Raw genomic sequence first — 22,169 nt, 5'->3', positions numbered from 1 at the left:
ACGCCGCGATTGCATCGTGCGCGACTATTCATTCCGCATGCCTGCCATGCGGTATATTGCTGCACTATTTAATCGTACGCGATACAATATGGACGACTAGGCCCGCTGCCCTCAGGATGAACCCATGACCGAGAAACCTGCCAACCTCGACGATCTGCTCTGCTTCGCGGTCCATTCCGCCGCCCATGCCATTCAGCGCGCCAACAAGCCGCTGATGGAGAAGCTCGGCCTCACCTATCCACAGTATCTGGTGATGGTGGTGCTCTGGTCCGAGGATAACCAGACGGTCGGCAGCATCGGCGACCGGTTGTTCCTGGAATCCAGCACGCTGACGCCGCTGCTGAAGCGTTTGCAGGCGGCCGGGCTGGTGCAGCGGGTGCGGGACGCGACGGATGAGCGGCAGGTGCGCATCCAACTGACGGACCAGGGCCGCGCCCTGGCCGAAAAGGCGAAGCAGACGCCGGAATGGCTCCGCCACACCTTCTGCGAGAAGTCGGACGAAGCCAGGGCGCTGCGCGAGAGCATCACCAGGCTGCGTGACAGTCTGGTCCAGAAGCAGGACTGACCTGGATCGGGCGCCGGGCGGACCCGGCGCTGCCGTGCTGTCAGGTCAGTGGGCGATCGAGGATTGCAGCCGAAGCTCGCGCATCGCGCGGGCACGCTCCATGCCGGCCATGATGGCATTGGCATAGTCGGAAGACGAGGCGCTGTAGCCTTCGTCGTCCAGCGACGAACCGGCCTGGTGGGTAGCACAGGCCGCGAGCTGCCACATGAACAGCAGAGCCAGAGTCCGGACAGCAACCTTGATCATTCTGGTCAATCTCTCAAAGAGGACCTTGGGCAGCACAGGTCATCTTGCCGCAGGGCCTGGGGGAGAGCCAGTGTTTGTCGAGTCAGGAGCGGCGGAATCATGAAACTTCATGATGCTCGGCGCTGAATTCAGGTGCAGTCCGGCGGCGGGCGCCGCGGGAACAGGCTGCATGACCTCGAAACTGACACACAACGGTTTCGTCCGCGCTGCCATGGCGGGTCATCGCCAGGACTCCAGGCTTTGCCTGGGCTTTTGGGAACACCGCCGCTCAGCCACCAGGCTCGCCCAGCAGATGCAGCACCAGATGCCGCTGATGCGGCGCGGTGCGGTGCTCATAAAGGAAGATCCCCTGCCAGGTGCCGAGCACCGGCTGCCCGTCCTGGACAGGAATGGAAAGCTGCGTCTGGGTCAGCGCCGCGCGCAGATGCGCCGGCATATCGTCCGGCCCTTCATCCTCGTGCCGATAGCGGCCGCCGCCGCCATCCGGCACCAGCCGCCGGAAATAATCCTCGAAATCCCTTCGCACCTCGGGCGAGGCATTCTCCTGCACCAGCAGCGAGGCCGAGGTATGCCGGCACCAGATCGTCAGCAGCCCATCCCCGAACCTCTGCGCGGCCACCCAGCGGCGGATGGGCGCCGTGACCTCCAGCATTCCGCGCCCGGAAGTGCTGAATTCCAGCCGGTGCAGGCGTTGTTCCATCGCGCTGTCTCCGTGAGGTGATGAAGGGCATGGCCCTTGCGAAGAACAGGAAAGAAGAAGGCTGGGGGAAGGAATTCCCCCAGGCCCCCATCTTTTTTCTTCTGGTTCAGCCGCCGGAGAGCACGAAACGCAGGGCGCGGCCAAGGGCCACGGGAAGGACGGAGCCGTGGTTCTCTTCCGGGAAGCACCAGAAGCGCGTCTCGGCGCCGCTGGCGGCGACATGCTCGGCCATCTGCCGCGCGCCATCCACCATGGCGCGGCGGCCGCGACGCTCGGCGGTGCGGGCGGCCTCGGGGGAGGCCGCTTCCCGGGGCGTCAGGCCCTGTTCCCATTCGCCGACACCCAGTGCCACGCGCGGTACCCTGCCAGGGAAGCGCAGCGCCGCCAGCCCATCCTCCAGCCGCGCCCGGTTCCACCAGACGGAAGGGCTGATGGCCACGTAATCGCTGAAGGCGCCAGGGTCGCGGGCCAGTACGTCCAGCGTGAAGAAACCGGCCAGGGAATGGCCGATCAGCACCCGCCGGCCGGCATCCACCGGGCAGCGTTCCGTTACCCGCGCCGTCACCGGGCCGCGCAGGAAAGCCAGAAAGGCATCGCGGCCGCCAGTGGGATAGGGCACCGCCTCCTCGGCCGGCGGGCCGGGGGTGTAATCCAGCCCGCGCCGGGCGCGGTGGTATGGGGCTTCCCCGGGATAGGCAATACCGGCCACAACCGCGGCGCCGATGCCGGTGGCGCCCGCCCGCACTGCGCCCTGGCGGGCGATCTCGGTCAGGGTCGCGAAGCTGGCATTGGCATCCAGCAGATACAGCACCGGGAAGCCGCCGGGCGGCGGCGGGGCCTGGGGGATGGAGAGCCAGAGCCGGTATTCGCCGGCGGGCCCCTGGAGGATGTGCTCCTCCGTGCCCGGCAGGGTGACGGGCGGCGGTGCCTCAGCCACGCAGGGTCGCGCCGCCATCGATGTAGAGATCGGCCATGGTGATATGCCCGGCGCGGTCGGAGAGCAGGAAGGCCACCGCATCCGCGATATCCTCCGGCGTCGCCAGCTTCCGCAGCGGAATGCCGGCCTTGTAGGTCTCGGGCGAGCCGGCGATGACCCGCGCGGCGCCATCGGCATCCGCCCACATGCCGGTCTGCATCGGCGTCAGGGTGGAGCCGGGGGCGACGATGTTGCAGCGGATGCCCTGCGGCGCCAGTTCCAGCCCCAGGCAGCGGGTGAACATGGTGGTCGCGGCCTTGGAGGCCGCATAGGCCGCCATGGCATGGCGCGGCACGCCCGCCGCGTTGGAGCTGACCACCACAATGCTGCCCGCGGCCCGCGGCCCCATCACCCGCGCCAGCGCCCGGCCCAGGTGGAAGACGCCATCGGTATTGACGGCGAAGACGCGGCGCCAGCTTTCATCCGTGGTCTGCGCCACCGTGTCGGTGGCCAGGATGCCGGCCAGGCTGACGCCGCAATCGATCGGGCCTTCCTCGGCCTCGATGCGCGCCACCAGGGCATTGACCTCGGCGCTGCTGGTCACGTCCAGCCGCTCCGCCCGCAGGTTGGGGGCGGGCGGGATGGCGGCGGGGTCGAGGTCGGTGGCGACCACGCGCATCCCTTCATCGAGCAGCGCCCGCAGCACCGCCTGGCCGATGCCGCCGGCCGCCCCCGTCACCAGCACGCGCTTGCCGGAAAGGCCACTCGGTCGCATCAGCTGAATTCCTTGTCCTGGGCCGACAGAAAGCCGGCCAGCACCGGCGCGACCTGCGCCGTGGCCTCGGGGCCGGTCAGGTTGGCATGCAGCGCCTGGATATCCACGATCGAGACCGCCGTGGCATAGGGTTGCCACATGGCGGGGGAAAGGTCGCGCCCGGCATGGTCCAGCGCGGCGCGGAAATGCAGCACGGTGCCGTCGAAATGCCCGTGCCGGTGCGCCCGCACCAGCCGGTTGTTGCCGCGTACCACCCGCACCACGCCATCCAGCGCCGCTTCCGGCAACCGGCCCAGCGGGCTGTCGGAGTGCCGCAGGAAGCCCACCACGGCGTCTCGCGTCAGCGGCAGGTCGGGCAGGCGGTCCGGGTCATGGCCGGCGATGGCCAGCAGGGCGCGCAGCGGCGCGTTCTCGTCCGGCTCTGGCTCGGCGCGCCAGACGTCGCTGGGGTAGGAATCCAGCATGGCCAGCAGGCCCACCGGCTCGCCCAGGGCGCGCAGCCGCACCGCCATGGCATGGGCGACGATGCCGCCCACCGACCAGCCCAGCAGGTGGAAAGGCCCGCCGGGGCGGATGGCGCGGATGCGCTCCACGTAATCGGCGGCGAGCGCCTCCAGGCTCTCCGGCGTCGGCACGCCTTCCGCCAGCGCGGGCGCCTGCAGGCCATAGACTGTGCGGCGGGGAGAAAGCGCCCGCGCCAGCCCGCCATAGCACCAGGAAATCCCGCCCGCCGGATGCACGGTGAACAGCGGCGGCAGCGCGTCGTCACCCTGCTGCAGCCGCACCAGCGGGCCAAGGCCGCTGTCGCTGACAGGCTTTTCCTCCAGCAGCGCGGCGAGGCGTTCCACCGTCGGATGCTCGAACAGGGCGCCCAGGCCAGGGTCCCAGCCGAATGCCTCCCGCACCCGCAGCATCAGTTCCACCGCCAGCAGGGAATGGCCGCCGAGGGCGAAGAAATCATCCTCCGCGCCGGGCGGCGGCACCTGCAAGGTTTCGGCAAACAGGGCGGCGACGCGGCGCTCGGCCTCCGTGGCGGGGGCACGGCCGCCGGCGCTGCCGTAATCCGGCGCGGGCAGGGCGGCGCGGTCCAGCTTGCCGCTGCTGTTCACCGGCAGCGCATCCAGGGCGACATAGGCGGAAGGCAGCCAGCCATCCGGCAGCCGCGCCGCCGCATGGGCGCGCAGCGCGGCGGCATCATAGCCTTCCGCCGGCACGACATAGGCCACGAGGCGCTTGTCGCCCGCCTGGTCTTCCCGCGCGATCACACGCGCCTGGCGCAGATGCGGATAGCTGGCCAGCGCCGCCTCGATCTCGCCAAGTTCGATGCGCTGGCCACGGATCTTGACCTGATGGTCGGAGCGGCCGAGGAAGACCAGCGCCCCATCCGCCCGCAGGCGCGCGAGGTCGCCGGTGCGGTACATCCGCTCGCCTGGCCGGAAGGGATTGGGGATGAAGGCACGTTCCGTCAGGTCCGGCCGGCCGAGATATTCCCGCGCCAACTGCACGCCGCCGATGAAGAGATGCCCCGCCATGCCCGGCGCCACCGGCCGCAGCGCCTCGTCCAGCACGTAAAGCTGCGTGTTCCAGACCGGGAAGCCGATAGGCACGGGCTGGCTGCGGTCATCGGCTGCGGCGGGCCAGAAGCTGACATCCACGGCGGCCTCGGTGGGGCCGTAGAGATTGTGCAGCTCGGCGGTGACGCGGGCGTGGAAGCGGTCGCGCAACTCCGCTGTCAGTTCCTCGCCGGAACAGAAGACGCGGGCCAGCGCGATGCCCTGCGAAGCCGGTTCCGCCAGGAAGGCCGCGAGCATGGAAGGCACGAAATGCGCCGTGCTGATGCGCGCGTTCCGCAGCAGCGCCGCCAGCGCCACTGGGTCCTTGTGCGCGCCGGGCGGCGCCACCACCAGCGTGCCGCCGCTGATGAAGGACAGGAAGAATTCCCAGACGGAGACATCAAAAGTGGCCGGTGTCTTCTGCAGGATGCGGTCGGCGTGGCCGAAGCCGTAGTGCTGCCGCATCCATTCCAGCCGGTTGACGATGGCGCGGTGCTCGATGACCACACCCTTCGGCTCTCCGGTGGAGCCGGAGGTATAGAGCACATAGGCGGCATCGCCGGGCGCGGGGCCATCGGCCGGGGCCGCACCTGCCATCGGCCAGTCGCGTGGCGCCAGCAAGGGCACGTCAACGGGCAGGCCGCGTTCCGAAAGCGCCAGCACCGGCCTAGCGTTGTTCAGGATGCGCGCGATCCGTTCATCAGGGTGCGCCGGGTCCAGCGGCAGATAGGCCGCGCCGGCCCGCAGCACCGCCACCAGGGCGATGACCAGCTCCAGCGAACGTTCCAGCGCCACGGCGACCACGGCGCCCGACCGCGCGCCCTCTGCGCGCAGCGCGGCGGCCAGGGCGGCGGTGCGGGCATCCAATTCGGCATAGGAGAGGACGGTGCCGTTGAATTCCAGCGCGGGCGCCTCCGGATGCGCGGCCATCCTGGCGGCGATCAGCGCGGCCAGGGTGGTCTCCGGCACCGGATGATCCGTGGCATTCAGATCCTGCACCTGCCAGCGCGCCTCCTCCGGCGTGGCGCCGGGCACATCGGCCAGACGCTCCGCCCGCAGCGCTGCCTGGCAGAACCAGCCGAGGCGGGTGGCATGGGCCGCGACGTCCTCGGCGCTGTAGAGCGCGGGATTGGCCTCGATCTCCAGCCGCAGCCCGCCGGCATCGGCGCCGCCACGGAAGGTGAGGGTGATGTCATCCACCGGGCCGGTGCCCAGCACCTGCGGGCGCACCTCCAGCCCGGGAAAGACCGGCACGCTGTCGAAAGGCAGCAGGTTCACCAGCGCGCCATGCAGCCGGCGCCCGGCGCCCAGCAGCCCCAGGTCGCGCCGCAACTGCTCGCCCCGATAGCGGCCATGGCGGCGGCCGCGCAGCAGCGCCTTGGAGACATCCGCCAGATACTCCGCCAGCGGCGCATCCTCATTCGGGCGCAGGCGCAGCGGCAGCACGTTCATCAGCGTGCAGGGCACCCGCGCCGCCGGGCTGCCGAGGCGGCCCATGAAGGCCACGCCGATCGAGACTTCCTCCGTGCCCGCGAAGCGGCGGCAATAGGCGCCCACCAGCGCCGCCAGCAGGTCCGGCCAGGGCGTGCCATGGTTGGCGGCGCCGCTGCGCAGGGCCTCCACCAGCGCATCGTCCAGCACCTGCGTGTGGCGGATGGCGCGGCGGCCCGTCATGGCATGGCCGGGGGCGAGGCCCACCACATCCGCCATGCCCTCCATGGCCTGGCGCCAGTAAACGGCGTCTTTCTCGCGGCGCGGGTCGGCGCGATAGGCGGCGTCTTCCGCCAGCGCGGCCTCCAGCCCGGCCAGCGGCGGGCCCGCCACGCCCTGTCCCAGCGCCGTGGCGTAAAGCCCGGCGACGCGGCGGGTGATCAGGTCGGTGCCAAAAGCATCCAGTGCCAGGTGATGCGCCCGCTGGTACCAGAAGTGCCGGCGCTCCCCGAGGATGAAGAGCCGCTCAGTGGCCAGCGGATGCCGCGCCGGGTCCACGGGCGTCGCCATGTCCCGCGCCATGGCGGCCAGCGCCGCCTGCTCCGGCTCCGCCTCGGCGGAAAGGTCCACCACCTGCAGCCAGGGGCGGCGGGCTTCCTCCACCACCTGCGCCGGCACGCCGCCGGCATCCTCGATGCGCAGAGCCAGCACATCGGCCTCGGCCACCGCTGCATCCACGGCGGTGCGGAAGGCCTCGCGGTCCAGCGGCCCGCGCAGGTCCAGGTACTGGCCGGTGTTGAAGATCGGGTTCGCCGGGTCCAGCCGCTGCGCATACCACAGCCCGGCCTGCGCCTCGGTCAGCGGGCGCGGCTGGGTGCGCTGGTCCATGGCGAAGGGTGCGTTCATGCCTGGCGCTGCATGCGGTCCACGATGGCCCACCAGGCATCCAGCGTCAGCCGCTCGGCGAATTCGGAAAAGTCGAGCGTGAGGCCCGTCTCCGCCCAGCGCACCAGCAGGTTCATCGCCCGCATGGAATCGAGCCCGAGGTCGATCAGGTTGTCATCGCCCCCGATCTCCTCCGGGTCCTCGTGGATCATGGCGGCGATATCGGCGCGCATGCGCTCGCGGGTCAGCATCACAGGGCGGCCAGAAGCTGCTCGGTGGTCATCGGCACGGCGCAGACGCCAGCCACGTAGTTCAGCGCCATCATGTGCTTCTCACGCGAGAAATCCGCCGTGGCATCGGCGGCGAAGAAGGGCTCGATGTCGCGCTGGAAGGCCTCGCCCGCCGTCATGGTGCAGCCGATATGCGCGTAGATGCCGGTGATGACCAACTGGTCCCGCCCGCGCACCCGCATCAGCGTCTCCAGGTTGCTGCGCTGGAAGGCGCTGTAGCGGTGCTTCACCAGCACGAAGTCGCCCTGCTCCGGCGCCAGCTCCGGCAGGATCGGCTGGTGCTCCGGCGCATCCGACATGCCGGGGCCCCAGAGATCGGCCTGCAAGCCACGGTCCCGCCGGTCCTGGTTGCCATGCTGCGCCGTGTAGAAGACCGGAATGCCGGCGGCACGGGCATGGGCAATCAGCCGCGCGATATTCTGCACCACCGGCAGCATCGGCGAGGCATTGCGCTGATAAGGGCGCACGAAATACTGCTGCATGTCATGCACCAGCAGCGCCGCGCGGTCCCGCTGCACCGTCCAGGGCGCACGCGGCGTGGGCAGTTCGTCGGCCCCCGGCAGAGCATAGGGAGCGATGGTGGGGAGGCCCTTGGCAGTCACGTGCAACACACACCCTTCAAGAGAAAGGTCAGGGGAATGAATTCCCCTGAAACCCCTTCTTTTCTTTTCGAGTCCGCCAGCCGGTAAGACCAGCGCTGAAACTCGAAAAAAGAAGATGGGGGTCTGGGGGAATTCATTCCTCCAGCCTTTTGCGTCAGTCTTGCTTCTCCAGGAATTCCGCCCGCAGCCGCGCGCGCAGTTCCTTGCGGCTCACCTTGCCCGCCGCCGTGGTGGCGAATTGCTCCACGAAGACGATCTGGTCCGGCACCTTGAATTCCGCGATGCCGCGCGTGCGCATCCAAGCCTTCAGCGCCGCGCCCTTCGGCTTCTCGCCCTGCGGGATGATAAAGGCGCAGGAGCGTTCGCCCAGGAATTCGTCGGGGATGGAGACGATGGCGACATCGAAGACGCTGGGATGCGCCAGCAGGTGGTCCTCAATCTCCTCGGCGGAGATCTTCTCGCCGGCGCGGTTGATGTGGTCGCCGGCGCGGCCCTGCACTTCCAGGTAGCCGCCGGGCAGGCGGCGCACGATGTCGCCGGTGCGGTAGAAGCCATCCTCGGTGAAGGAGCGGGCGTTAGCGGCCTCGTCATTGTGGTAGCCGCGGATGGTATAGGGGCCGCGCGCCAGCAGGTAGCCGGGCTCGCCATCCGGCACCGGATTGCCGAGGTCGTCCACCACCAGCACCTCGTCATCCGGGCTGATGGGGCGGCCCTGGCAGGTGGTGATGATCTCCTCGGGGTCGTCGAGGCGGGTGTAGTTCACCAGCCCTTCCGCCATGCCGAAGACCTGTTGCAGCGTGCAGCCCAGCGTCGGGCGCACGCGCCGCGCCACCTCGGGCGTGAACTTGGCGCCGCCGACCAGCAGCACTTCCAGGCTGGAGATGTCGTGCGGCGTGGTGGGGGCGGCCTGCATCCAGAGCAGCGCCAGCGGCGGCACCAGCCCGGTGATGGTCACCTTCTCCTTCGCGATCAGCGGGAAGGCGGCATCGGGGCTGGGGGAGGGGCTGAGAACGACGGTCGCGCCCGCATGCAGCGCGCCCATATGCCCGGGGGAGCTCATGGGGAAGTTGTGGGCGGCGGGCAGGGCGACGAGAAAGACGCTCTCCGGCGTCACGCCGCAGATCTCGTTGCTGGCACGGAAGCTGTAGAGGTAGTCGTCATGCGTGCGCGGGATCAGTTTTGATAATCCCGTGCTGCCGCCGGAAATCTGGATGAAGGCGACATCGGAGGAAGGCGGGTCCGGCGGCAGGGCCACGGCGGCATCGGCCTCGGTCGCCAGCGGTGTGAATTCGGCGGCCTCGTCGGCGGCGACGATCACGTGCCGCACCGCCGGAACCTCGGCCTGCAGGGCGCGGGCGAGGTCGCGGTAGTCGAAGCCCTCGTACCGGCCGGCGATGATGTAGCCGCTGGCCTCGGACTTGCGGGCGAAATGCGCGATCTCGGTGATGCGGTGCGCCGGCAGCGCGTAGAGCGGGATCATGCCGGCGCGGAACAGGCCGAAGACGGCCGAGAAGAATTCCGCGATATTGGGCAGCTGCACCACCACCCGGTCGCCCGGCTTCAGCCCGGCCTTCAGGTAGCCGGCGGCGGCGGCCTCGGCGCGGGCGAGCAGCTCGGCATAGCTCCAGCGGCGCTCGCCCTGCACGATGGCGGTGGCATCCGGGTGCTCGGCGGCCCGCTGGCGCAGGAAACTCGAAAAGGTCTCGCCGCGCCAGTAGCCCTTCTCGCGGTAGCGGCGGGCGAAGTCCTCGGGCCAGGTCTGACGCAGCGGGATCACGGGCGTTTCTCTTCCATCTCGATGCCGAGCGCGGCCAGCAGGGCCGCGTATTTGGCACCGGTCTCGGCTGCTTCCGCCCAGGGGTCGGAGCCGGGCACGATGCCGGCACCGGCATAAAGCCGCGCCTGCTCTCCCGCAATCTCCGCGCAACGAATCGAGACATGCCAGGCGCCGTCGCCCCGGCCATCGCACCAGCCCACGGCGCCGGCGTAGAAGCCGCGGTCATGCGGCTCGATCTCGCCGATCAGCCGGGCCGCGCGCTCCCGCGGCAGGCCGCAGACGGCGGGGGTGGGGTGCAGCAGCGCCGCCAGCTCGGCGGAGGAGATGCCCTCGTCCTTCAGCTCGCCCTCGATGGCGGTGCCGAGGTGCCACATGCTGCGCGTCTTGAAGAGCGTGGTGCCTTCCGGCGCCGAGAGGCGGCGGCAGAAGGGGGCCAGGGTGTCCAGGATGAAATCGGCCACGATGACATGTTCCCGCCGGTCCTTGTCGGAACGGGCGAGAGCGGCGGCGGCACTGGCATCCGCCGTGGCATCGGCCTGCCTGCGGGCGGAGCCGGCCAGGGGGTGGGAGCGGATCTGCCGGCCCTGCTTGGCCAGCAGCAGCTCCGGCGTGGCGCCGGCCAGCACGCGGGGGGCGCCGCCGGCATCGGGCAGCGGCACGATGAAGGCGGTCACGGCCGGGTCCGCCGCCAGCCGGGGCAGCAGGGCGCCGAGGTCGATGGGGCGCTCCGCCCGGGCAATCAGGGAGCGGGAGAGCACGATCTTGGTCAGCGGCTCCGCGCCCGGCCGGGCCATCAGGTCCAGCGCGCGCTGCACCGTGGCGGCATAGCCGGCGGCATCCGGCTCGTGCCGCAGGCTCCAGCGCAGGGGCGCCCAGGCCGGCGCGGCGGGCAGGGCGCGGGAGATCTGAAGCGGCTGCACCAGATAGTCCGCCGCCTCCCGCGCGAAGGGCAGGGCGCCGGCCAGCACCGCTTCCGGCCCCGCCGCGCGGAAGAAATCACCCACGCGGGCGCCCAGCGTCGCCGCCGGGCCCCTTGGCAGCGTTGCCAGCTGCCCATGCCCCAGCAGCACATTGCCGGCCGAAACAAAGGCCAGCAGCGGCGTGGCCCCCGCCACCGTGGCGGAGGCGGGAAGATGCTTGGTCATGGTGGCCATGAACGCTGCCCCTGTGGTCTTCAGGCCCGGATGATGCTGACGGTGTCGCCGTTGGGGTCCTCGACCGGCGGCTGGCCACGCGGGGACATGCGGGCCTTGTTGCTGACATAGGCGGTGCCGGTCTCGCGGTCGATCGCCACCGTGTTCGGGTGGGTGCCGGTGGCGAGGCTGGCGATCACCTCCAGCCTGGCGCCATCCACCAGGGAGACGGTGCCGGCGCCCCGGTTGGTGACATAGACCGTGCCATTCGGCGCCAGGGTCACGCCCAGCGCGCCGGCGCCGGTCTCGATGCTCTTCACCAGGCTGCCGCTGGCGGCATCCAGCACCGTCAGGGTGCCGGACTTCTGGTTGGTGACAAAGAGGCGGTTGCCCTTGGGCTGATAGGCGATGTTGATCGCGCTCTCGCCCCCGGAGGGGAAGCGGCGCGCGACCTTACCGTCGGCCAGGCCGATCTCCACCACCTCGTTCGTCGCCAGGCTCGCGCCGAAGAGGCGGTTGCCCGCGGCATCCAGCGTCAGGGCCGAGACGCCCTCGCCCAGGCCATCCTCGATGACCTGCACGATCTCCTGCTTCGCGCCATCGATGACCCAGACGGCGCTGGGCGCGCCGCGGAAGCCAGGGACGGAGACGAAGGCGCGGTTCTTCTCCTCATCCGCCACCACCTGGCGGACATGGGCCTTCTCGCCCTTGGCCATCTTGGCCAGGGTCTTGCCGGTCTTGAGGTCGATGGCCGAGACGGAGCCGGAGCGGGTATTGGTGGTGTAGAGGATGCCCGTGCGGTCGTTCAGCCCGAGGCCGAAGGCGGGCTCCTCGGAAAGGTCGATGGTGCCGCGCAGCGCCAGGGTCTTGGGGTCCAGCGCCAGGATGCCGGCGCCCTCGCTATTGCCGCGCGAGCCGGCGGCCGCCACATGCACCAGCCCGGTGGTGCGGCTGAACACAATTTCATAAAGCCCGGTGCCCACCTTGGCGCTCAGCGCCACGGCGGGGGTGGCGGCGGCGCCCTGGGCCAGTGCCGGCCCGGCCTTGGCGGCGGCCAGCAGCCCCGCGAAGAGGCCGAGGGTCTGGCGGCGGGACAGGCCCTGCCGGATCGGGAAGGGTGTCATGTCGGGGTTCTCCATCCTGTCCTGCGGCGCAGGAGCATGCCAGCCAGCTGGCCCGAGGCCGTGCAATTGCAAAGCATTCTCAGCTTGGCGGACATTAGGCCGGGCTGTGCCGATGTCAATCCCGCCGCGCCGTGCCATTCTGCGGCCATGCTGCAGCCGCTCACCGAGGCCGATGGCCTTCTCTTCGACATTCGTTATGCCACGCCGGACAATCTGACGGGCGCACCCATCTACAGCCGCCCCGTGGCCATGCTGCTGCCGGAAGGGCGGGCGCGCCTGCTGGCCGCCCGCGACCGTGCCGCCGCACTGGGCCTGCGCCTGAAGATCTTCGATGCCTTCCGCCCGATAGAGGCGCAGTGGGCGCTGTGGCACGCGGTGGAGGACAAGCGCTTCGTCTCCGACCCACGCCTCGGCGGCGTGCATCCGCGCGGCGCGGCGGTGGACCTGACGCTCTGCGACGCCGCCACGGGCGCCGAACTGCCGATGGGCACGGGCTTCGACGCGGTGGACCCCGCTTCCGCCCATGGCAGCCTGGCTGTGCCGGCGGCGGACCAGCGTAACCGTGCGCTGCTGCTGGGGCTGATGGTGGCGGCGGGCTGGGAGCCTTATCTGCTGGAATGGTGGCATTACCAATTGCCGCAACCCCGGCGCTTTCCCGCGCTTTCAGCCAGCGCGGTCCCCGAAGGGCCGATGTGAAGCCGCCCACCCCTTTCCACCGCGCCCCCGGCACGCCAACTGGTTGATCATGTTCCGACGCACGCTGCTCGCCTCCGCCCTGCTCCCCTTCTTGCCCGCCGCCGCGCTGGCGCAGGGGGCTGGCGGCAACCGCGCCGCCATCCTGGCGCGGATCGAGGCCTATCTGAACAGCCTGACCACACTGCGGGCCCGCTTCCTGCAGATCTCGCAGCATGGCGGCAGCGCCGAGGGCACGGCGATGATCTGGCGCCCCGGCCGCATGCGCTTCGAATACGACCCGCCGGAGCCGCTGCTGCTGGTGGCCTCCAATGGCCAGTTCCTCCATTACGACAAGGAGCTGCACCAGCCCTCCATCGTGCCGGTCTCCTCCACGCCGTTGGGCTTCCTGCTGCGGCCGCGCATCAGCCTGACCTCCGGGGACCTCGAGATCATCGGGCTGGAGCGGGTCGGCGGGCTGCTGCGCGTGGGCATGCGGCGGCGGGAGGCGCCCTCCGAGGGCAACCTGGTGCTGGTCTTCGCCGAGGAGCCGATGGAGCTGCGCCAATGGGTGGTCACCGATGCCCAGGGCCAGCAGACGCGGGTGACGCTGACGGAGATCCAGACCGGCGTTCGTTTCGACCCGCTGATCTTCGCCTTCAACGATCCGCGCTTCTTTGAGACGCAGGTGCGCTGAATCCGGGCAGGGTTGCAGCTTTCTCACCCCAGGCAATCGCAAATTTCCGCGCTTTTGCCTTGATTGCGCCATGCGCGGACGCGACCATCCCATCATGCGCCCGCTCATTGGTATCTCCTGCTGCGTCAAGGCATTCGGTGCGAATGCCATGCCGAACCACGCCGCCTCGGACCATTACATCCGCGTCGTGCTGGGCCCGATCGGTGGCATTCCCGTGTTGATCCCCGCCGCGGGCGAGATCGTGGTGGAGGAACTGCTGCCACGGCTGGATGGCATCCTGCTGACGGGCAGCCGCTCCAATGTGCAGCCCGCGCTCTACCAGGGGCCGCCGCATCTGGAAGGCACGCCCGAGGATGCCGAGCGGGATGCCACTACCCTGCCGCTGATCCGTAAGGCGCTCGCGGCCAGCGTGCCGCTGCTGGCCATCTGCCGTGGCTTTCAGGAACTGAACGTGGCGCTGGGCGGAACGCTGGACCAGCGTATCCAGGACCTGCCGGGCCGCATGGACCATTCCACCCCGGTGGACCAGGTGCTGCCCCGCGTCCGCACCGGCAAGGCGCATGCGGTGCGCGTGGCCGAGGATGGCGCTCTGGCCCGTCTTTGGTCCGGGCTGGACTGGAACCCGGCGGCGGTGCCGGTGAATTCTCTGCATAACCAGGGTGTCTGCCGCGCCGCGGCCCGGCTGGTGCCGGAAGCCTGGGCGCCGGATGGCACGGTGGAAGCGGCCCGGGTGCAAGGCACCACGGGCTTCGCTGTCGGCGTGCAGTGGCACCCGGAATATGACTGGAAAACCGATCCGCTGTCCCGCCGCCTCTTCGAGGTTTTCGGCGCGGCAGCCGTCAGCCGGGCCATGCGGCGAGAAAAGGCGGAGGCCGCCGGGCCGCTGCCGGCCGTTGCGGCGGAATAGCCACAACTCGGCCAGAAGCAGGTTGTTCAAACGTTTTTGAGTTGCGCCGAACTGGGCTTCCTGATTCTTATGGATATCGTATTGTCTGCCACAAGGCAGCAAGGTTTCCCCAGGCCGGCTCGCCCGACCATTCCTTACAGGAATGATTCCCCCCGAAGGCGCCCGGTCACCCCCCCATGGACCGGGCGCCGATCGGGCGTGCGACCTCGTGGCGGCCCAGGCCTGCATCCATGATGCGCGGCGGCTGCCAGATCCGCAACTCATCTGTCTTTCGCGAGGAATGCCGGACATTCCGCATCCGCTGGTAGTGCCAGCGGCGGATGGCCTGTGCCCTGCCATCCATGATGGGAGGGAGTTACGCCTTTTGCTTCAGGACCGGCCTGAGCCGTTCAGATGTTTATGACCATGGGGGCCTGGCCGCCAGCGCCGCTTCAGCGGGCGGCAGCGGTAAGGGCACTTTGGAAAGCCGCGCCACCGCCCCGGGAGAAATCCAGGGGCGGGGAAAAGGCGGCTTACAGCTCGCCAGTGATCTTGGGCAGCTCGCCCGGCCAGTTCAACTCCAGCAGGGAGCGGGTGAACAGTCCGCCCGTGACCAGGGCAGCGACAACAGTGAGGAAAAGGAATTCAGACATGGGTTGGCCCCTGTTCTTGTGAATGCGGCCGCGATGTTGCGACTGCGAAGAGGGATATAGGAAGTCAGGACCGGGCGGAGCCCTGTTCTTTTTGCGATGCAGCATTGGCTGCCAGGAGGCCTTGGCCGGGCCATTGGCCGCGCTGCCGTGGACATGCCAAGCTGCAGGCGGCCTCGCCCACAGGAAACGCCATGTCCCAAGAGATTTCCAACGAAACGCCCTGGCAGCCCAGCCAGGCCTATCCCGATATCCGCTTCCGCGCCTTCGAACCCGCCTTCCACCGCTTCCAGGTGATGAACAGCCCGGTGCAGAAGCTGGCCGGTGGCTGCATGTGGGGCGAGGGCCCGGTCTGGTTCGGCGACCAGCGGGCGCTGCTGTGGTCGGATATCCCCAATAACCGCATCCTGCGCTGGGATGAGGAATCGGGCGCGGTCACCACCTTCCGCAAGCCATCCAACAACGCCAATGGCAATACCCGCGACCGCCAGGGCCGCCTTGTCACCTGCGAGCACCTGACGCGGCGCGTGACCCGCACCGAATACGACGGAAGCATCACCGTGCTGGCCGACAGCTTCGAGGGCAAGCGGCTGAACTCGCCCAATGACGTGGTGGTGGCTTCCGATGGCGGCATCTGGTTCACCGACCCGCCCTTTGGCATCGGCGGCTATGTGGAGGGGGAGAAGGCGGAATCCGAGATCGCTCCCGCCGTCTGGCGCATCGATGGCCAGAGCGGCGCGCTGCGCCAGGTGGCGGATGGCATCCCCGGCCCGAATGGCCTGGCCTTCTCGCCGGATGAGCGCATCCTTTACGTCGTGGCCAGCCGGGCGGAGCCGCGGCAGATCCTGGCCTATGACGTGGACGGCGCGCGCCTCTCCAACCCCCGCGTGCTGATCCAGTGCGAGCCCGGCCATACGCCGGACGGCTTCCGCGTCGATACCGAGGGCAACCTCTGGTGCGGCTGGGGCATGGGCGGGGAAGGGCGGGACGGCGTGCGCGTCTTCGATGCCGGCGGCACGCCGCTGGGGCATATCGACCTGCCGGAACGCTGCGCCAACCTGGCCTTCGGCGGGCGGCACCGCAACCGGCTCTTCATGGCGGCGTCACGCTCGCTCTATGCCGTGCATGTGCATGCCCAGGGGGTGGCGGGCGGCTGAGGAGCCCCCCGCCGCCACCGGTCAGCCGGGCGAGGCTTCCGCCCGGCGCGACACCTCGGCGGTGTATTTCCGCATATCGTCCAGCAGCCGCTTGGCCGCCTCGCGCCCGTTCTCCGGCCGCATGGACTGGGTGATGACGCCAAGGTTCTGGCGGATCTGCGTCGAGCCCTCGTCATAAAGGTTGTCGTTGCGGATGGCCGGGGGAGCGCGGTTCACGGCGTCATAGGCCGCCTGGGCCGCCGCCTTCAGGTCCATCCAGGCCGGCGTCACCGCCTTCTGGTCATTGGCGGCGGGCTCGTCGCCGCTGCGCTCCACCGCGGTTTCGAGCCGCTGCTGCGCTTCCTTCAGCAGGTTGGCATAGTCCCGCAGATTCGCCGCCTGCGGCTGCGGCGACTGCCCGACGCGGGAGTCGGATTGCGGCCGGTTGGGCTGTGGCGCCGGGGCCTGGGTGGCGCTGGTGCCGGGCGCGGCGCCGGAGCCGGGCTGGGCCTGGACGCCGCCGGCCAGGGTCAGGCCAAGGCCCAGGGCCAGGGCGAGCTTGGTGGTCTGCATCTCGTCTTCCTTCTTGCTGGCGGCGGCTCAGGATTCGGTATGCTCGTCCCGGGCGCCGCTTTGCATCAGCCGCAGCGCCTCTTCCCGGGTGAGCTGGGCGGTGATCTTCTCCTCATCCACCATCGAGACCTCGGAAAGCGGCAGGTAATGGTGCCGCCCCTGCGCGTCCCGCGTCAGCTTCAGCCGCCCGGCATCGAGGTGGTCCACGGTGCCGATCGGCTGGCCATTGCAATCCACCACCGGCATATGCTCGCGGATCAGCGTGGTATCGACCATGCGCTGGCCTCCTTCAGTGCTGCTGCCCGCCCTTGGGCTCCGACATGCCGCGATGCGCCTTGGCCGTCAGCCCGGCGGGGAGCACATTGGCCACGGCGGACATCACCTTGTTCTTGAGGCCGCTGACCACGTCGCCCTCGCCCTTCATCATGGCGTCGAAGCCGACGCGGGCGACCATGGCGGGGTCGTCCTTCTTCGCCTCGCCCACCGGCGTGTCCATCATATGGGCGCGCTCGAAGAAGGGCGTCTCGGTGGCGCCGGGCATCAGGCAGGTGACGGTGACGCCGCTATCCTTCAGCTCCTCCCGCAGCCCCAGCGAGAAGGAATTCAGGAAGGCCTTGGTGCCGTTGTAGACGTTCTGGAAGCTGCCCGGCATGAAGCCGGCGATGGAGCCGGTGATCAGGATGCGTCCCTGGCCCCGCGCGCGCATCATCTGCCCCACCTTGTGCACCAGATAGACCGTGCCGGTGACATTGGTGTCGATGACGCGGCGGATCTCGTTCCAGTCCTGCTCCAGGAAGGCATGGCCGAGGCCGCGCCCGGCATTGGCCAGCAGCGCATCCACCTGGCGGCCCCTGGTGGCGGCGAGCAGCTTCTCCACGCCCTCTGTGGTGGCGAGGTCGGCCTGCACGGCATCCACCGCCACGCCGGACTGGCGCAGCTGCGTGGCGGCCTGCTCGATCTCCGGCTCATCGGCCACGATCAGCAGGTCGAAGCCTTCCTCGGCGGCGCGTCGCGCCAGTTCGAAGCCGATGCCGGTGGAAGCGCCGGTGACGATGGCATAGCTGCGGGTCTGGTCCATGATGGCTCTTCCCTGCTGCGGAAATCGGAAGGGGAGGCGCGGCGCGCCTCCCGGCGGCCTTAGGGCTTCAGGACGACCTTGACGCAGCCGTCCTTCTTGTCGCGGAAGGTCTTGTAGAGTTCCGGCCCCTGTTCCAGCGGCGCGGTATGGGTGATGACGAAGGAGGGGTCGATCTCTCCCCTCTGGATGCGTTCCATCAGGATCGGCAGGTAGTGCTGCACCGGGGTCTGGGCCATGCGGAAGGTCAGGCCGCGGTTGATGGCCGAGCCCATCGGGATCTTGTCCACGAAGCCGCCATAGACACCGACAATGGAGACGGTGCCGAAGTTGCGGCAGCAATGGATGGCCTGGCGCAACACATGCGGCCGGTCGGTCCCCATGAAGGTGGCGACCTTCACGCGATCAACAAAGGAATCCAGGCTGCCGGTGGCGCTGGCCTCGGTGCCCACCGCGTCGATGCAGGCATCGGCGCCGCGACCATTGGTCAGCGCCATGATGCGGTCGTAGACATCCTCTTCCTTGAAATCGAGCACGATGGCGCCGGCCGCCCGCGCCATGGCAATGCGCTCCGGCACCGTGTCGATGGCGATGACGCGCTCGGCGCCCAGCATGAAGGCGCTGCGGATGGCGAATTGCCCCACCGGGCCGCAGCCCCAGATGGCCACGGTCTCGCCGCCCTTCAGGTTGCAGTAATCGGCGGCCATGTAGCCGGTCGGGAAGATGTCCGACAGGAACAGCACCTGTTCATCCGTCAGCCCGTCCGGCACCTTGATGGGGCCGACATCGGCATAGGGCACGCGCATGTATTCCGCCTGCCCGCCGGCGAAGCCGCCCAGCAGATGCGAATAGCCGAAGAGCCCGGCGGGCGAATTGCCCCAGAGCTTGGAGGCCATCTCACGGTTGGGGTTGGAGCGCTCGCAGCCGGAGAAGAAGCCCTGCTTGCAGAAGAAGCACTCGCCGCAGGAGATGGTGAAGGGCACCACCACGCGGTCGCCGACCTTCAGCTTCTTGTTGTCTTTCCCGACCTCGACAACCTCGCCCATCGCCTCATGGCCGATGATGTCGCCATGCTGCATGGAGGGGATGACGCCGTCGAAGATATGCAGGTCCGAGCCGCAGATGGCGCAGGACGTGACCTTGATGATGGCGTCCCGCCCGTCCTCGATCCTGGGATCGGAGACGTTGTCGCAGCGGATATCGCCCTTGCCGTGCCAGGCCAGCGCCTTCATGCCCGTGTCTTCCCTGCCATGTGCTGGCGGTAAACGCGGCAGGACCGGCAAGGTTCACGGCAGGGTCGCCGAAGATCCTGTTGTAAGCTGCGACTTATCCGTTTGGATGGTGGGCGGCGGCCATGCCGGCCGCCGCCCCATCAGGGTTCTCAGCCGGCGCGCACGGCCTTGGCCAAGTCGCGCACCTGGTCCAGCACGCGGCTCACCGTATCCGGCGCGGCGCGGCCCTGGTCGTCCAGGCTCTTGGCCAGCGTGTCGATCAGCGCCGAGGCCACCACCGCGCCATCGGCGATGCGCGCGGCTTCCGCCGCCTGCTCCGGCGTGCGGACGCCGAAGCCGATGGCGATCGGCAGGTCGGTGTGTTTCCGCAGGCGAGGGATGGCTTCCGCCAGGGCGGAGGATTCCGCGCTGCGCGTGCCGGTGATGCCGGCGATGGCCACGTAATAGATGAAGCCGCTGATGCCGTTCAGCACCATGGGCAGGCGCTTGTCATCGGTGGTGGGCGCCACCAGCCGGATCATGTCCAGCCCATGCGTGGCGGCGGAGGCCATGGCATCGGCCTCCTCCGGCGGCAGGTCCACCACGATCAACCCATCCACCCCGGCGGCGGCGGCATCGGCGCAGAAGCGCTCGACGCCATAGGACATGATGGGGTTGAAATAGCCCATCAGGACCACCGGCGTAGCGTCGTCGGCCTCGCGGAATTCCCGCACCATGCCGATCGCCCCGGCCAGGCTGCCGCCGGCCTTCAGCGCCCGCTGCCCGGCGAGCTGCACGGTGGGACCATCCGCCATGGGGTCGCTGAAGGGCACGCCGACCTCGATCAGGTCGGCCCCCGCGCCGGGCATGCCGCGCAGGATGGCCATGCTGGTCTCGCGGTCCGGGTCCCAGGCTTCCAGGAAGGGCATCAGCGCGCCGCGCCCTTCGGCCTTCAGCTTGGCGAAGCGGGCGGCGATGCGGCCGCGCCCCGCGCCGGCCTGCGCCGCGGGCTGGGTCATGGTCTGGCTCACAGCTTCACCCCCAGATGATGCGCCACGGTGAAGATATCCTTGTCCCCACGGCCGGAGAGGTTGAGGACGATGATCTTGTCCTTGCCCATGGTGGGGGCGAGCTTCATCACCTGCGCCAGCCCGTGCGAGGATTCCAGCGCCGGGATGATGCCTTCCAGCTTCGAGCAGAGCTGGAAGGCTTCCAGCGCCTCGTCATCCGTAATGCCGACATAGGTGGCGCGGCCGGTCTCGTGCAGCCAGGAATGCTCCGGCCCGATGCCGGGGTAGTCCAGCCCGGCCGAGATGGAATGCGCTTCCTGGATCTGCCCGCCCTCGTCCTGCAGCAGATAGGTCAGGTTGCCATGCAGCACGCCTGGCCGGCCCTTGTTGAGCGAGGCCGCGTGTTCCTTGGTGTCCATGCCGCGCCCGGCGGCCTCGACACCCCAGATCGCGACCTCCTTGTCGTCCAGGAAGGGATGGAACAGCCCCATGGCGGAGGAGCCGCCGCCCACGGCGCAGACCAGCGCATCCGGCAGCCGGCCTTCCATCTCCAGGATCTGGGCGCGGGTTTCCTCGCCCACCACGCATTGGAAGTCCCGCACCATCTGCGGATAGGGATGCGGGCCGGCAACGGTGCCGATGCAGTAATAGGTGTCGTGGATATTCGCCACCCAATCCCGCAGCGCCTCGTTCATCGCATCCTTCAGCGTGCCGGCGCCGGCGGTGACGGGCACCACCTCCGCGCCCAGCAGCTTCATGCGGAAGACATTCGGCGCCTGCCGCTCGACATCCGTGGCGCCCATATAGACGACGCATTTCATGCCAAAGAGCGCACAGGCCGTGGCCGTGGCCACGCCATGCTGCCCGGCACCGGTCTCGGCCAGGATGCGGTGGCGGCCCATGCGCTTGGCCAGCAGGATCTGCCCCAGCACCGCATTGATCTTATGCGCGCCGGTGTGGTTCAGCTCCTCGCGCTTGAAATAGACCTTGGCGCCGCCGAGGTGCTCCGTCAGGCGCTTCGCCAGCCAGAGCGGGCTGGGACGGCCGACGTAATCCTTCAGCAGCCAGCGCCATTCGGCCATGAATTCCGGATCTTTCTTCGCGGATTCATAGGCCTGCTCCAATTCGAGCAGCAGGGGCATCAGGGTCTCGGCCACATAGCGGCCGCCGAACTGGCCGAAGCGCCCACGCGCATCGGGACCCTGACGGAGCGAATTGGTCAATGGCTGATTCAAGATCCATCCCTCCGTACGGGGGGATGTGTGTAGCGCGCGGGGAAGGCCGGGGGTAGGGCGACTCTGCCCCGCGCTGCGATCAGGCCGCCGCGAGCGCCGCCGCCACGAAGGCGCGCACCAGCACCGGGTCCTTCAGCCCCCGCACCCGCTCCACGCCCGAGGAAACATCGACCCCCGGCGCGCCGCTGGTGCGGATGGCATCGGCCACATTGGCCGCCGTCAGCCCGCCCGCCAGCAGCCAGGGGCGCGGGATGGCGCGGCCGGCCAGCAGGGTCCAGTCAAAGGCGGCCGCATTGCCGCCGGGCAGGCTGGCGCCGGCCGGTGGCTTGGCATCCAGCAGGAAGCGGTCCACCACCGGGGCATAGGCATCCAGCAGCGCGAAATCGGCTTCCCCGGCGATGCCCAACGCCTTCATCACCGGCAGGCCGAAGCGGTCGCGGATGGCGGCGCAGCGTTCCGGGCTTTCCTGCCCATGCAGTTGCAGCAGCCGCAGCGGCACTTCCTCCAGCACCGTCGCGATGGCCTCGTCACTCGCGTCCACGAAAAGCCCGACGGGCGCGACGATGGAAGGCAGGCGCGCCGCCAGCCCCGCCGCCTGCGCCGGCACCACCGAGCGCGGGGAGGGCGGGTAGAAAACAAAGCCCACCATCTGCGCCCCGGCGCGGGCGGCGCTGTCCAGCGCCTCGGCATCGTTGATGCCGCAGATCTTCACCTCGGTCATAGCATGGCCGCGATGCGGGCGGCGGCCCCGGCGGGGTCGGCGCTGGCGGTGATGGGGCGGCCGATCACCAGCCAATCGGCCCCGGCGGCGGCGGTCTCCTCCGGCGTCGCGACGCGGGCCTGGTCGCCGGCATCGCTGCCGGCGGGGCGCACGCCAGGCACCACCAGCAGCGGCGCATCGCCAAAGGCATCCCGCAGACGGGAAACCTCATGCGGGGAGCAGACCAGCCCATCCGCCCCGGCGGCAAGCGCCAGCCGCGCCAGCCGCAGCACCTGCTGCGCCGGGCCGCCGGCCACGCCGGTCTCG

The 22,169-nt window shown here is 69.4% G+C and carries 23 protein-coding genes; 5 read left to right on the top strand and 18 right to left on the bottom strand.

The window, feature by feature from the left end:
• The first annotated feature begins 124 nt into the window (after positions 1–124).
• On the top strand, positions 125–565 hold the full coding sequence (locus tag IBL25_RS14820; RefSeq protein WP_187779320.1) for a MarR family winged helix-turn-helix transcriptional regulator: 441 nt from the start codon (positions 125–127) through the stop codon (positions 563–565).
• A 45-nt stretch (positions 566–610) separates the two neighbouring features.
• Here the strand turns inward: IBL25_RS14820 and IBL25_RS14815 are convergent, their stop codons facing one another.
• From IBL25_RS14815 to IBL25_RS14770, 10 genes are all read right to left on the bottom strand, one after another.
• Complete coding sequence (locus tag IBL25_RS14815) at positions 611–811, bottom strand: hypothetical protein (RefSeq protein ID WP_187779319.1); 201 nt, start codon at positions 809–811, stop codon at positions 611–613.
• Between the two features lie 268 nt (positions 812–1,079).
• Positions 1,080–1,511: a secondary thiamine-phosphate synthase enzyme YjbQ gene (locus IBL25_RS14810; protein ID WP_187779318.1), complete on the bottom strand. Its 432-nt coding sequence runs from the start codon at positions 1,509–1,511 to the stop codon at positions 1,080–1,082.
• A 106-nt stretch (positions 1,512–1,617) separates the two neighbouring features.
• The gene (locus IBL25_RS14805; protein WP_239418133.1) at positions 1,618–2,448 is read right to left on the bottom strand and encodes an alpha/beta hydrolase; all 831 of its coding nucleotides are present in this window, start codon (positions 2,446–2,448) and stop codon (positions 1,618–1,620) included.
• Positions 2,441–3,202 (bottom strand): 2,3-dihydro-2,3-dihydroxybenzoate dehydrogenase, encoded by a 762-nt coding sequence (locus tag IBL25_RS14800; RefSeq protein ID WP_187779316.1) that lies wholly within the window; start codon positions 3,200–3,202, stop codon positions 2,441–2,443. The genes IBL25_RS14805 and IBL25_RS14800 overlap by 8 nt, the downstream gene beginning before the upstream one ends.
• Positions 3,202–7,092, bottom strand: a complete 3,891-nt coding sequence (locus tag IBL25_RS14795) for a non-ribosomal peptide synthetase (RefSeq protein WP_187779315.1) — start codon at positions 7,090–7,092, stop codon at positions 3,202–3,204. Before IBL25_RS14795 ends, IBL25_RS14800 begins: the two co-directional genes overlap by 1 nt.
• Positions 7,089–7,322: a phosphopantetheine-binding protein gene (locus IBL25_RS14790; protein ID WP_187779314.1), complete on the bottom strand. Its 234-nt coding sequence runs from the start codon at positions 7,320–7,322 to the stop codon at positions 7,089–7,091. Before IBL25_RS14790 ends, IBL25_RS14795 begins: the two co-directional genes overlap by 4 nt.
• Positions 7,322–7,963 carry an isochorismatase family protein gene (locus tag IBL25_RS14785; RefSeq protein WP_187779313.1) on the bottom strand — a complete coding sequence of 214 codons (642 nt, stop codon included), beginning with the start codon at positions 7,961–7,963 and terminating at the stop codon, positions 7,322–7,324. Before IBL25_RS14785 ends, IBL25_RS14790 begins: the two co-directional genes overlap by 1 nt.
• A gap of 154 nt (positions 7,964–8,117) precedes the next feature.
• Positions 8,118–9,740: a (2,3-dihydroxybenzoyl)adenylate synthase gene (locus tag IBL25_RS14780; RefSeq protein ID WP_187779312.1), complete on the bottom strand. Its 1,623-nt coding sequence runs from the start codon at positions 9,738–9,740 to the stop codon at positions 8,118–8,120.
• The gene (locus IBL25_RS14775; protein WP_187779311.1) at positions 9,737–10,894 is read right to left on the bottom strand and encodes an isochorismate synthase; all 1,158 of its coding nucleotides are present in this window, start codon (positions 10,892–10,894) and stop codon (positions 9,737–9,739) included. Before IBL25_RS14775 ends, IBL25_RS14780 begins: the two co-directional genes overlap by 4 nt.
• A gap of 20 nt (positions 10,895–10,914) precedes the next feature.
• Positions 10,915–11,997: a YncE family protein gene (locus IBL25_RS14770; protein WP_187779310.1), complete on the bottom strand. Its 1,083-nt coding sequence runs from the start codon at positions 11,995–11,997 to the stop codon at positions 10,915–10,917.
• A gap of 147 nt (positions 11,998–12,144) precedes the next feature.
• Between IBL25_RS14770 and ddpX the strand changes: the two genes are divergently transcribed.
• The 4 genes from ddpX (at position 12,145) to IBL25_RS14750 (ending at position 16,059) form a co-directional block, all read left to right on the top strand.
• Entirely contained in the window at positions 12,145–12,693 is a 549-nt protein-coding gene (gene ddpX, locus IBL25_RS14765) for a D-alanyl-D-alanine dipeptidase (protein ID WP_187779309.1), read from the top strand.
• A gap of 49 nt (positions 12,694–12,742) precedes the next feature.
• Positions 12,743–13,366: a LolA family protein gene (locus IBL25_RS14760; protein WP_187779308.1), complete on the top strand. Its 624-nt coding sequence runs from the start codon at positions 12,743–12,745 to the stop codon at positions 13,364–13,366.
• A 94-nt stretch (positions 13,367–13,460) separates the two neighbouring features.
• Positions 13,461–14,273: a gamma-glutamyl-gamma-aminobutyrate hydrolase family protein gene (locus IBL25_RS14755; protein WP_187779321.1), complete on the top strand. Its 813-nt coding sequence runs from the start codon at positions 13,461–13,463 to the stop codon at positions 14,271–14,273.
• An 823-nt stretch (positions 14,274–15,096) separates the two neighbouring features.
• The gene (locus IBL25_RS14750) at positions 15,097–16,059 is read left to right on the top strand and encodes an SMP-30/gluconolactonase/LRE family protein (RefSeq protein WP_187779307.1); all 963 of its coding nucleotides are present in this window, start codon (positions 15,097–15,099) and stop codon (positions 16,057–16,059) included.
• Positions 16,060–16,080: 21 nt separating this feature from the next.
• On the opposite strand, the gene IBL25_RS14745 is transcribed toward IBL25_RS14750, so the two are convergent.
• The 8 genes from IBL25_RS14745 to IBL25_RS14710 form a co-directional block, all read right to left on the bottom strand.
• On the bottom strand, positions 16,081–16,611 hold the full coding sequence (locus IBL25_RS14745; protein WP_187779306.1) for a hypothetical protein: 531 nt from the start codon (positions 16,609–16,611) through the stop codon (positions 16,081–16,083).
• Between the two features lie 27 nt (positions 16,612–16,638).
• Positions 16,639–16,887, bottom strand: coding sequence for a DUF2171 domain-containing protein (locus IBL25_RS14740; RefSeq protein WP_187779305.1), 249 nt, complete (start codon positions 16,885–16,887; stop codon positions 16,639–16,641).
• A gap of 13 nt (positions 16,888–16,900) precedes the next feature.
• On the bottom strand, positions 16,901–17,689 hold the full coding sequence (locus tag IBL25_RS14735; protein ID WP_187779304.1) for an SDR family NAD(P)-dependent oxidoreductase: 789 nt from the start codon (positions 17,687–17,689) through the stop codon (positions 16,901–16,903).
• A 59-nt stretch (positions 17,690–17,748) separates the two neighbouring features.
• Positions 17,749–18,918 carry a zinc-dependent alcohol dehydrogenase gene (locus IBL25_RS14730; protein WP_187779303.1) on the bottom strand — a complete coding sequence of 390 codons (1,170 nt, stop codon included), beginning with the start codon at positions 18,916–18,918 and terminating at the stop codon, positions 17,749–17,751.
• A gap of 149 nt (positions 18,919–19,067) precedes the next feature.
• A complete protein-coding gene (gene trpA / locus IBL25_RS14725) occupies positions 19,068–19,916 on the bottom strand; it encodes a tryptophan synthase subunit alpha (RefSeq protein WP_187779302.1) in 849 nt (282 codons plus the stop codon).
• 8 nt (positions 19,917–19,924) lie between these two features.
• Entirely contained in the window at positions 19,925–21,142 is a 1,218-nt protein-coding gene (gene trpB, locus IBL25_RS14720; RefSeq protein ID WP_187779301.1) for a tryptophan synthase subunit beta, read from the bottom strand.
• A gap of 79 nt (positions 21,143–21,221) precedes the next feature.
• The gene (locus tag IBL25_RS14715) at positions 21,222–21,863 is read right to left on the bottom strand and encodes a phosphoribosylanthranilate isomerase (protein ID WP_187779300.1); all 642 of its coding nucleotides are present in this window, start codon (positions 21,861–21,863) and stop codon (positions 21,222–21,224) included.
• Positions 21,860–22,169, bottom strand: a 310-nt coding sequence (locus tag IBL25_RS14710) for an orotidine 5'-phosphate decarboxylase / HUMPS family protein (protein WP_187779299.1), incomplete at its 5' end; no start/stop codon positions are given. The genes IBL25_RS14710 and IBL25_RS14715, both read right to left, overlap by 4 nt.

It is taken from the genome of Pseudoroseomonas ludipueritiae (assembly GCF_014490445.1).
In the GTDB taxonomy this organism is placed as follows: Bacteria; Pseudomonadota; Alphaproteobacteria; order Acetobacterales; family Acetobacteraceae; genus Pseudoroseomonas; species Pseudoroseomonas ludipueritiae.
The sequence above is the reverse complement of the archived record's forward strand: the minus strand, read 5'-3'. Positions and strand labels throughout refer to the sequence as shown.

What these genes read in the sequence shown, in the direction of transcription:
- IBL25_RS14820 (WP_187779320.1), top strand. Translation starts at nt 125, where the DNA reads ATGACCGAGAAACCTGCCAACCTCGACGATCTGCTCTGCTTCGCGGTC.
- IBL25_RS14815 (WP_187779319.1), bottom strand. Translation starts at nt 811, where the DNA reads ATGATCAAGGTTGCTGTCCGGACTCTGGCTCTGCTGTTCATGTGGCAG.
- IBL25_RS14810 (WP_187779318.1), bottom strand. Translation starts at nt 1,511, where the DNA reads ATGGAACAACGCCTGCACCGGCTGGAATTCAGCACTTCCGGGCGCGGA.
- IBL25_RS14800 (WP_187779316.1), bottom strand. Translation starts at nt 3,202, where the DNA reads ATGCGACCGAGTGGCCTTTCCGGCAAGCGCGTGCTGGTGACGGGGGCG.
- IBL25_RS14795 (WP_187779315.1), bottom strand. Translation starts at nt 7,092, where the DNA reads ATGAACGCACCCTTCGCCATGGACCAGCGCACCCAGCCGCGCCCGCTG.
- IBL25_RS14790 (WP_187779314.1), bottom strand. Translation starts at nt 7,322, where the DNA reads ATGCTGACCCGCGAGCGCATGCGCGCCGATATCGCCGCCATGATCCAC.
- IBL25_RS14775 (WP_187779311.1), bottom strand. Translation starts at nt 10,894, where the DNA reads ATGGCCACCATGACCAAGCATCTTCCCGCCTCCGCCACGGTGGCGGGG.
- IBL25_RS14770 (WP_187779310.1), bottom strand. Translation starts at nt 11,997, where the DNA reads ATGACACCCTTCCCGATCCGGCAGGGCCTGTCCCGCCGCCAGACCCTC.
- ddpX (WP_187779309.1), top strand. Translation starts at nt 12,145, where the DNA reads ATGCTGCAGCCGCTCACCGAGGCCGATGGCCTTCTCTTCGACATTCGT.
- IBL25_RS14760 (WP_187779308.1), top strand. Translation starts at nt 12,743, where the DNA reads ATGTTCCGACGCACGCTGCTCGCCTCCGCCCTGCTCCCCTTCTTGCCC.
- IBL25_RS14755 (WP_187779321.1), top strand. Translation starts at nt 13,461, where the DNA reads ATGCGCCCGCTCATTGGTATCTCCTGCTGCGTCAAGGCATTCGGTGCG.
- IBL25_RS14750 (WP_187779307.1), top strand. Translation starts at nt 15,097, where the DNA reads ATGTCCCAAGAGATTTCCAACGAAACGCCCTGGCAGCCCAGCCAGGCC.
- IBL25_RS14745 (WP_187779306.1), bottom strand. Translation starts at nt 16,611, where the DNA reads ATGCAGACCACCAAGCTCGCCCTGGCCCTGGGCCTTGGCCTGACCCTG.
- IBL25_RS14740 (WP_187779305.1), bottom strand. Translation starts at nt 16,887, where the DNA reads ATGGTCGATACCACGCTGATCCGCGAGCATATGCCGGTGGTGGATTGC.
- IBL25_RS14735 (WP_187779304.1), bottom strand. Translation starts at nt 17,689, where the DNA reads ATGGACCAGACCCGCAGCTATGCCATCGTCACCGGCGCTTCCACCGGC.
- IBL25_RS14730 (WP_187779303.1), bottom strand. Translation starts at nt 18,918, where the DNA reads ATGAAGGCGCTGGCCTGGCACGGCAAGGGCGATATCCGCTGCGACAAC.
- trpA (WP_187779302.1), bottom strand. Translation starts at nt 19,916, where the DNA reads ATGACCCAGCCCGCGGCGCAGGCCGGCGCGGGGCGCGGCCGCATCGCC.
- IBL25_RS14715 (WP_187779300.1), bottom strand. Translation starts at nt 21,863, where the DNA reads ATGACCGAGGTGAAGATCTGCGGCATCAACGATGCCGAGGCGCTGGAC.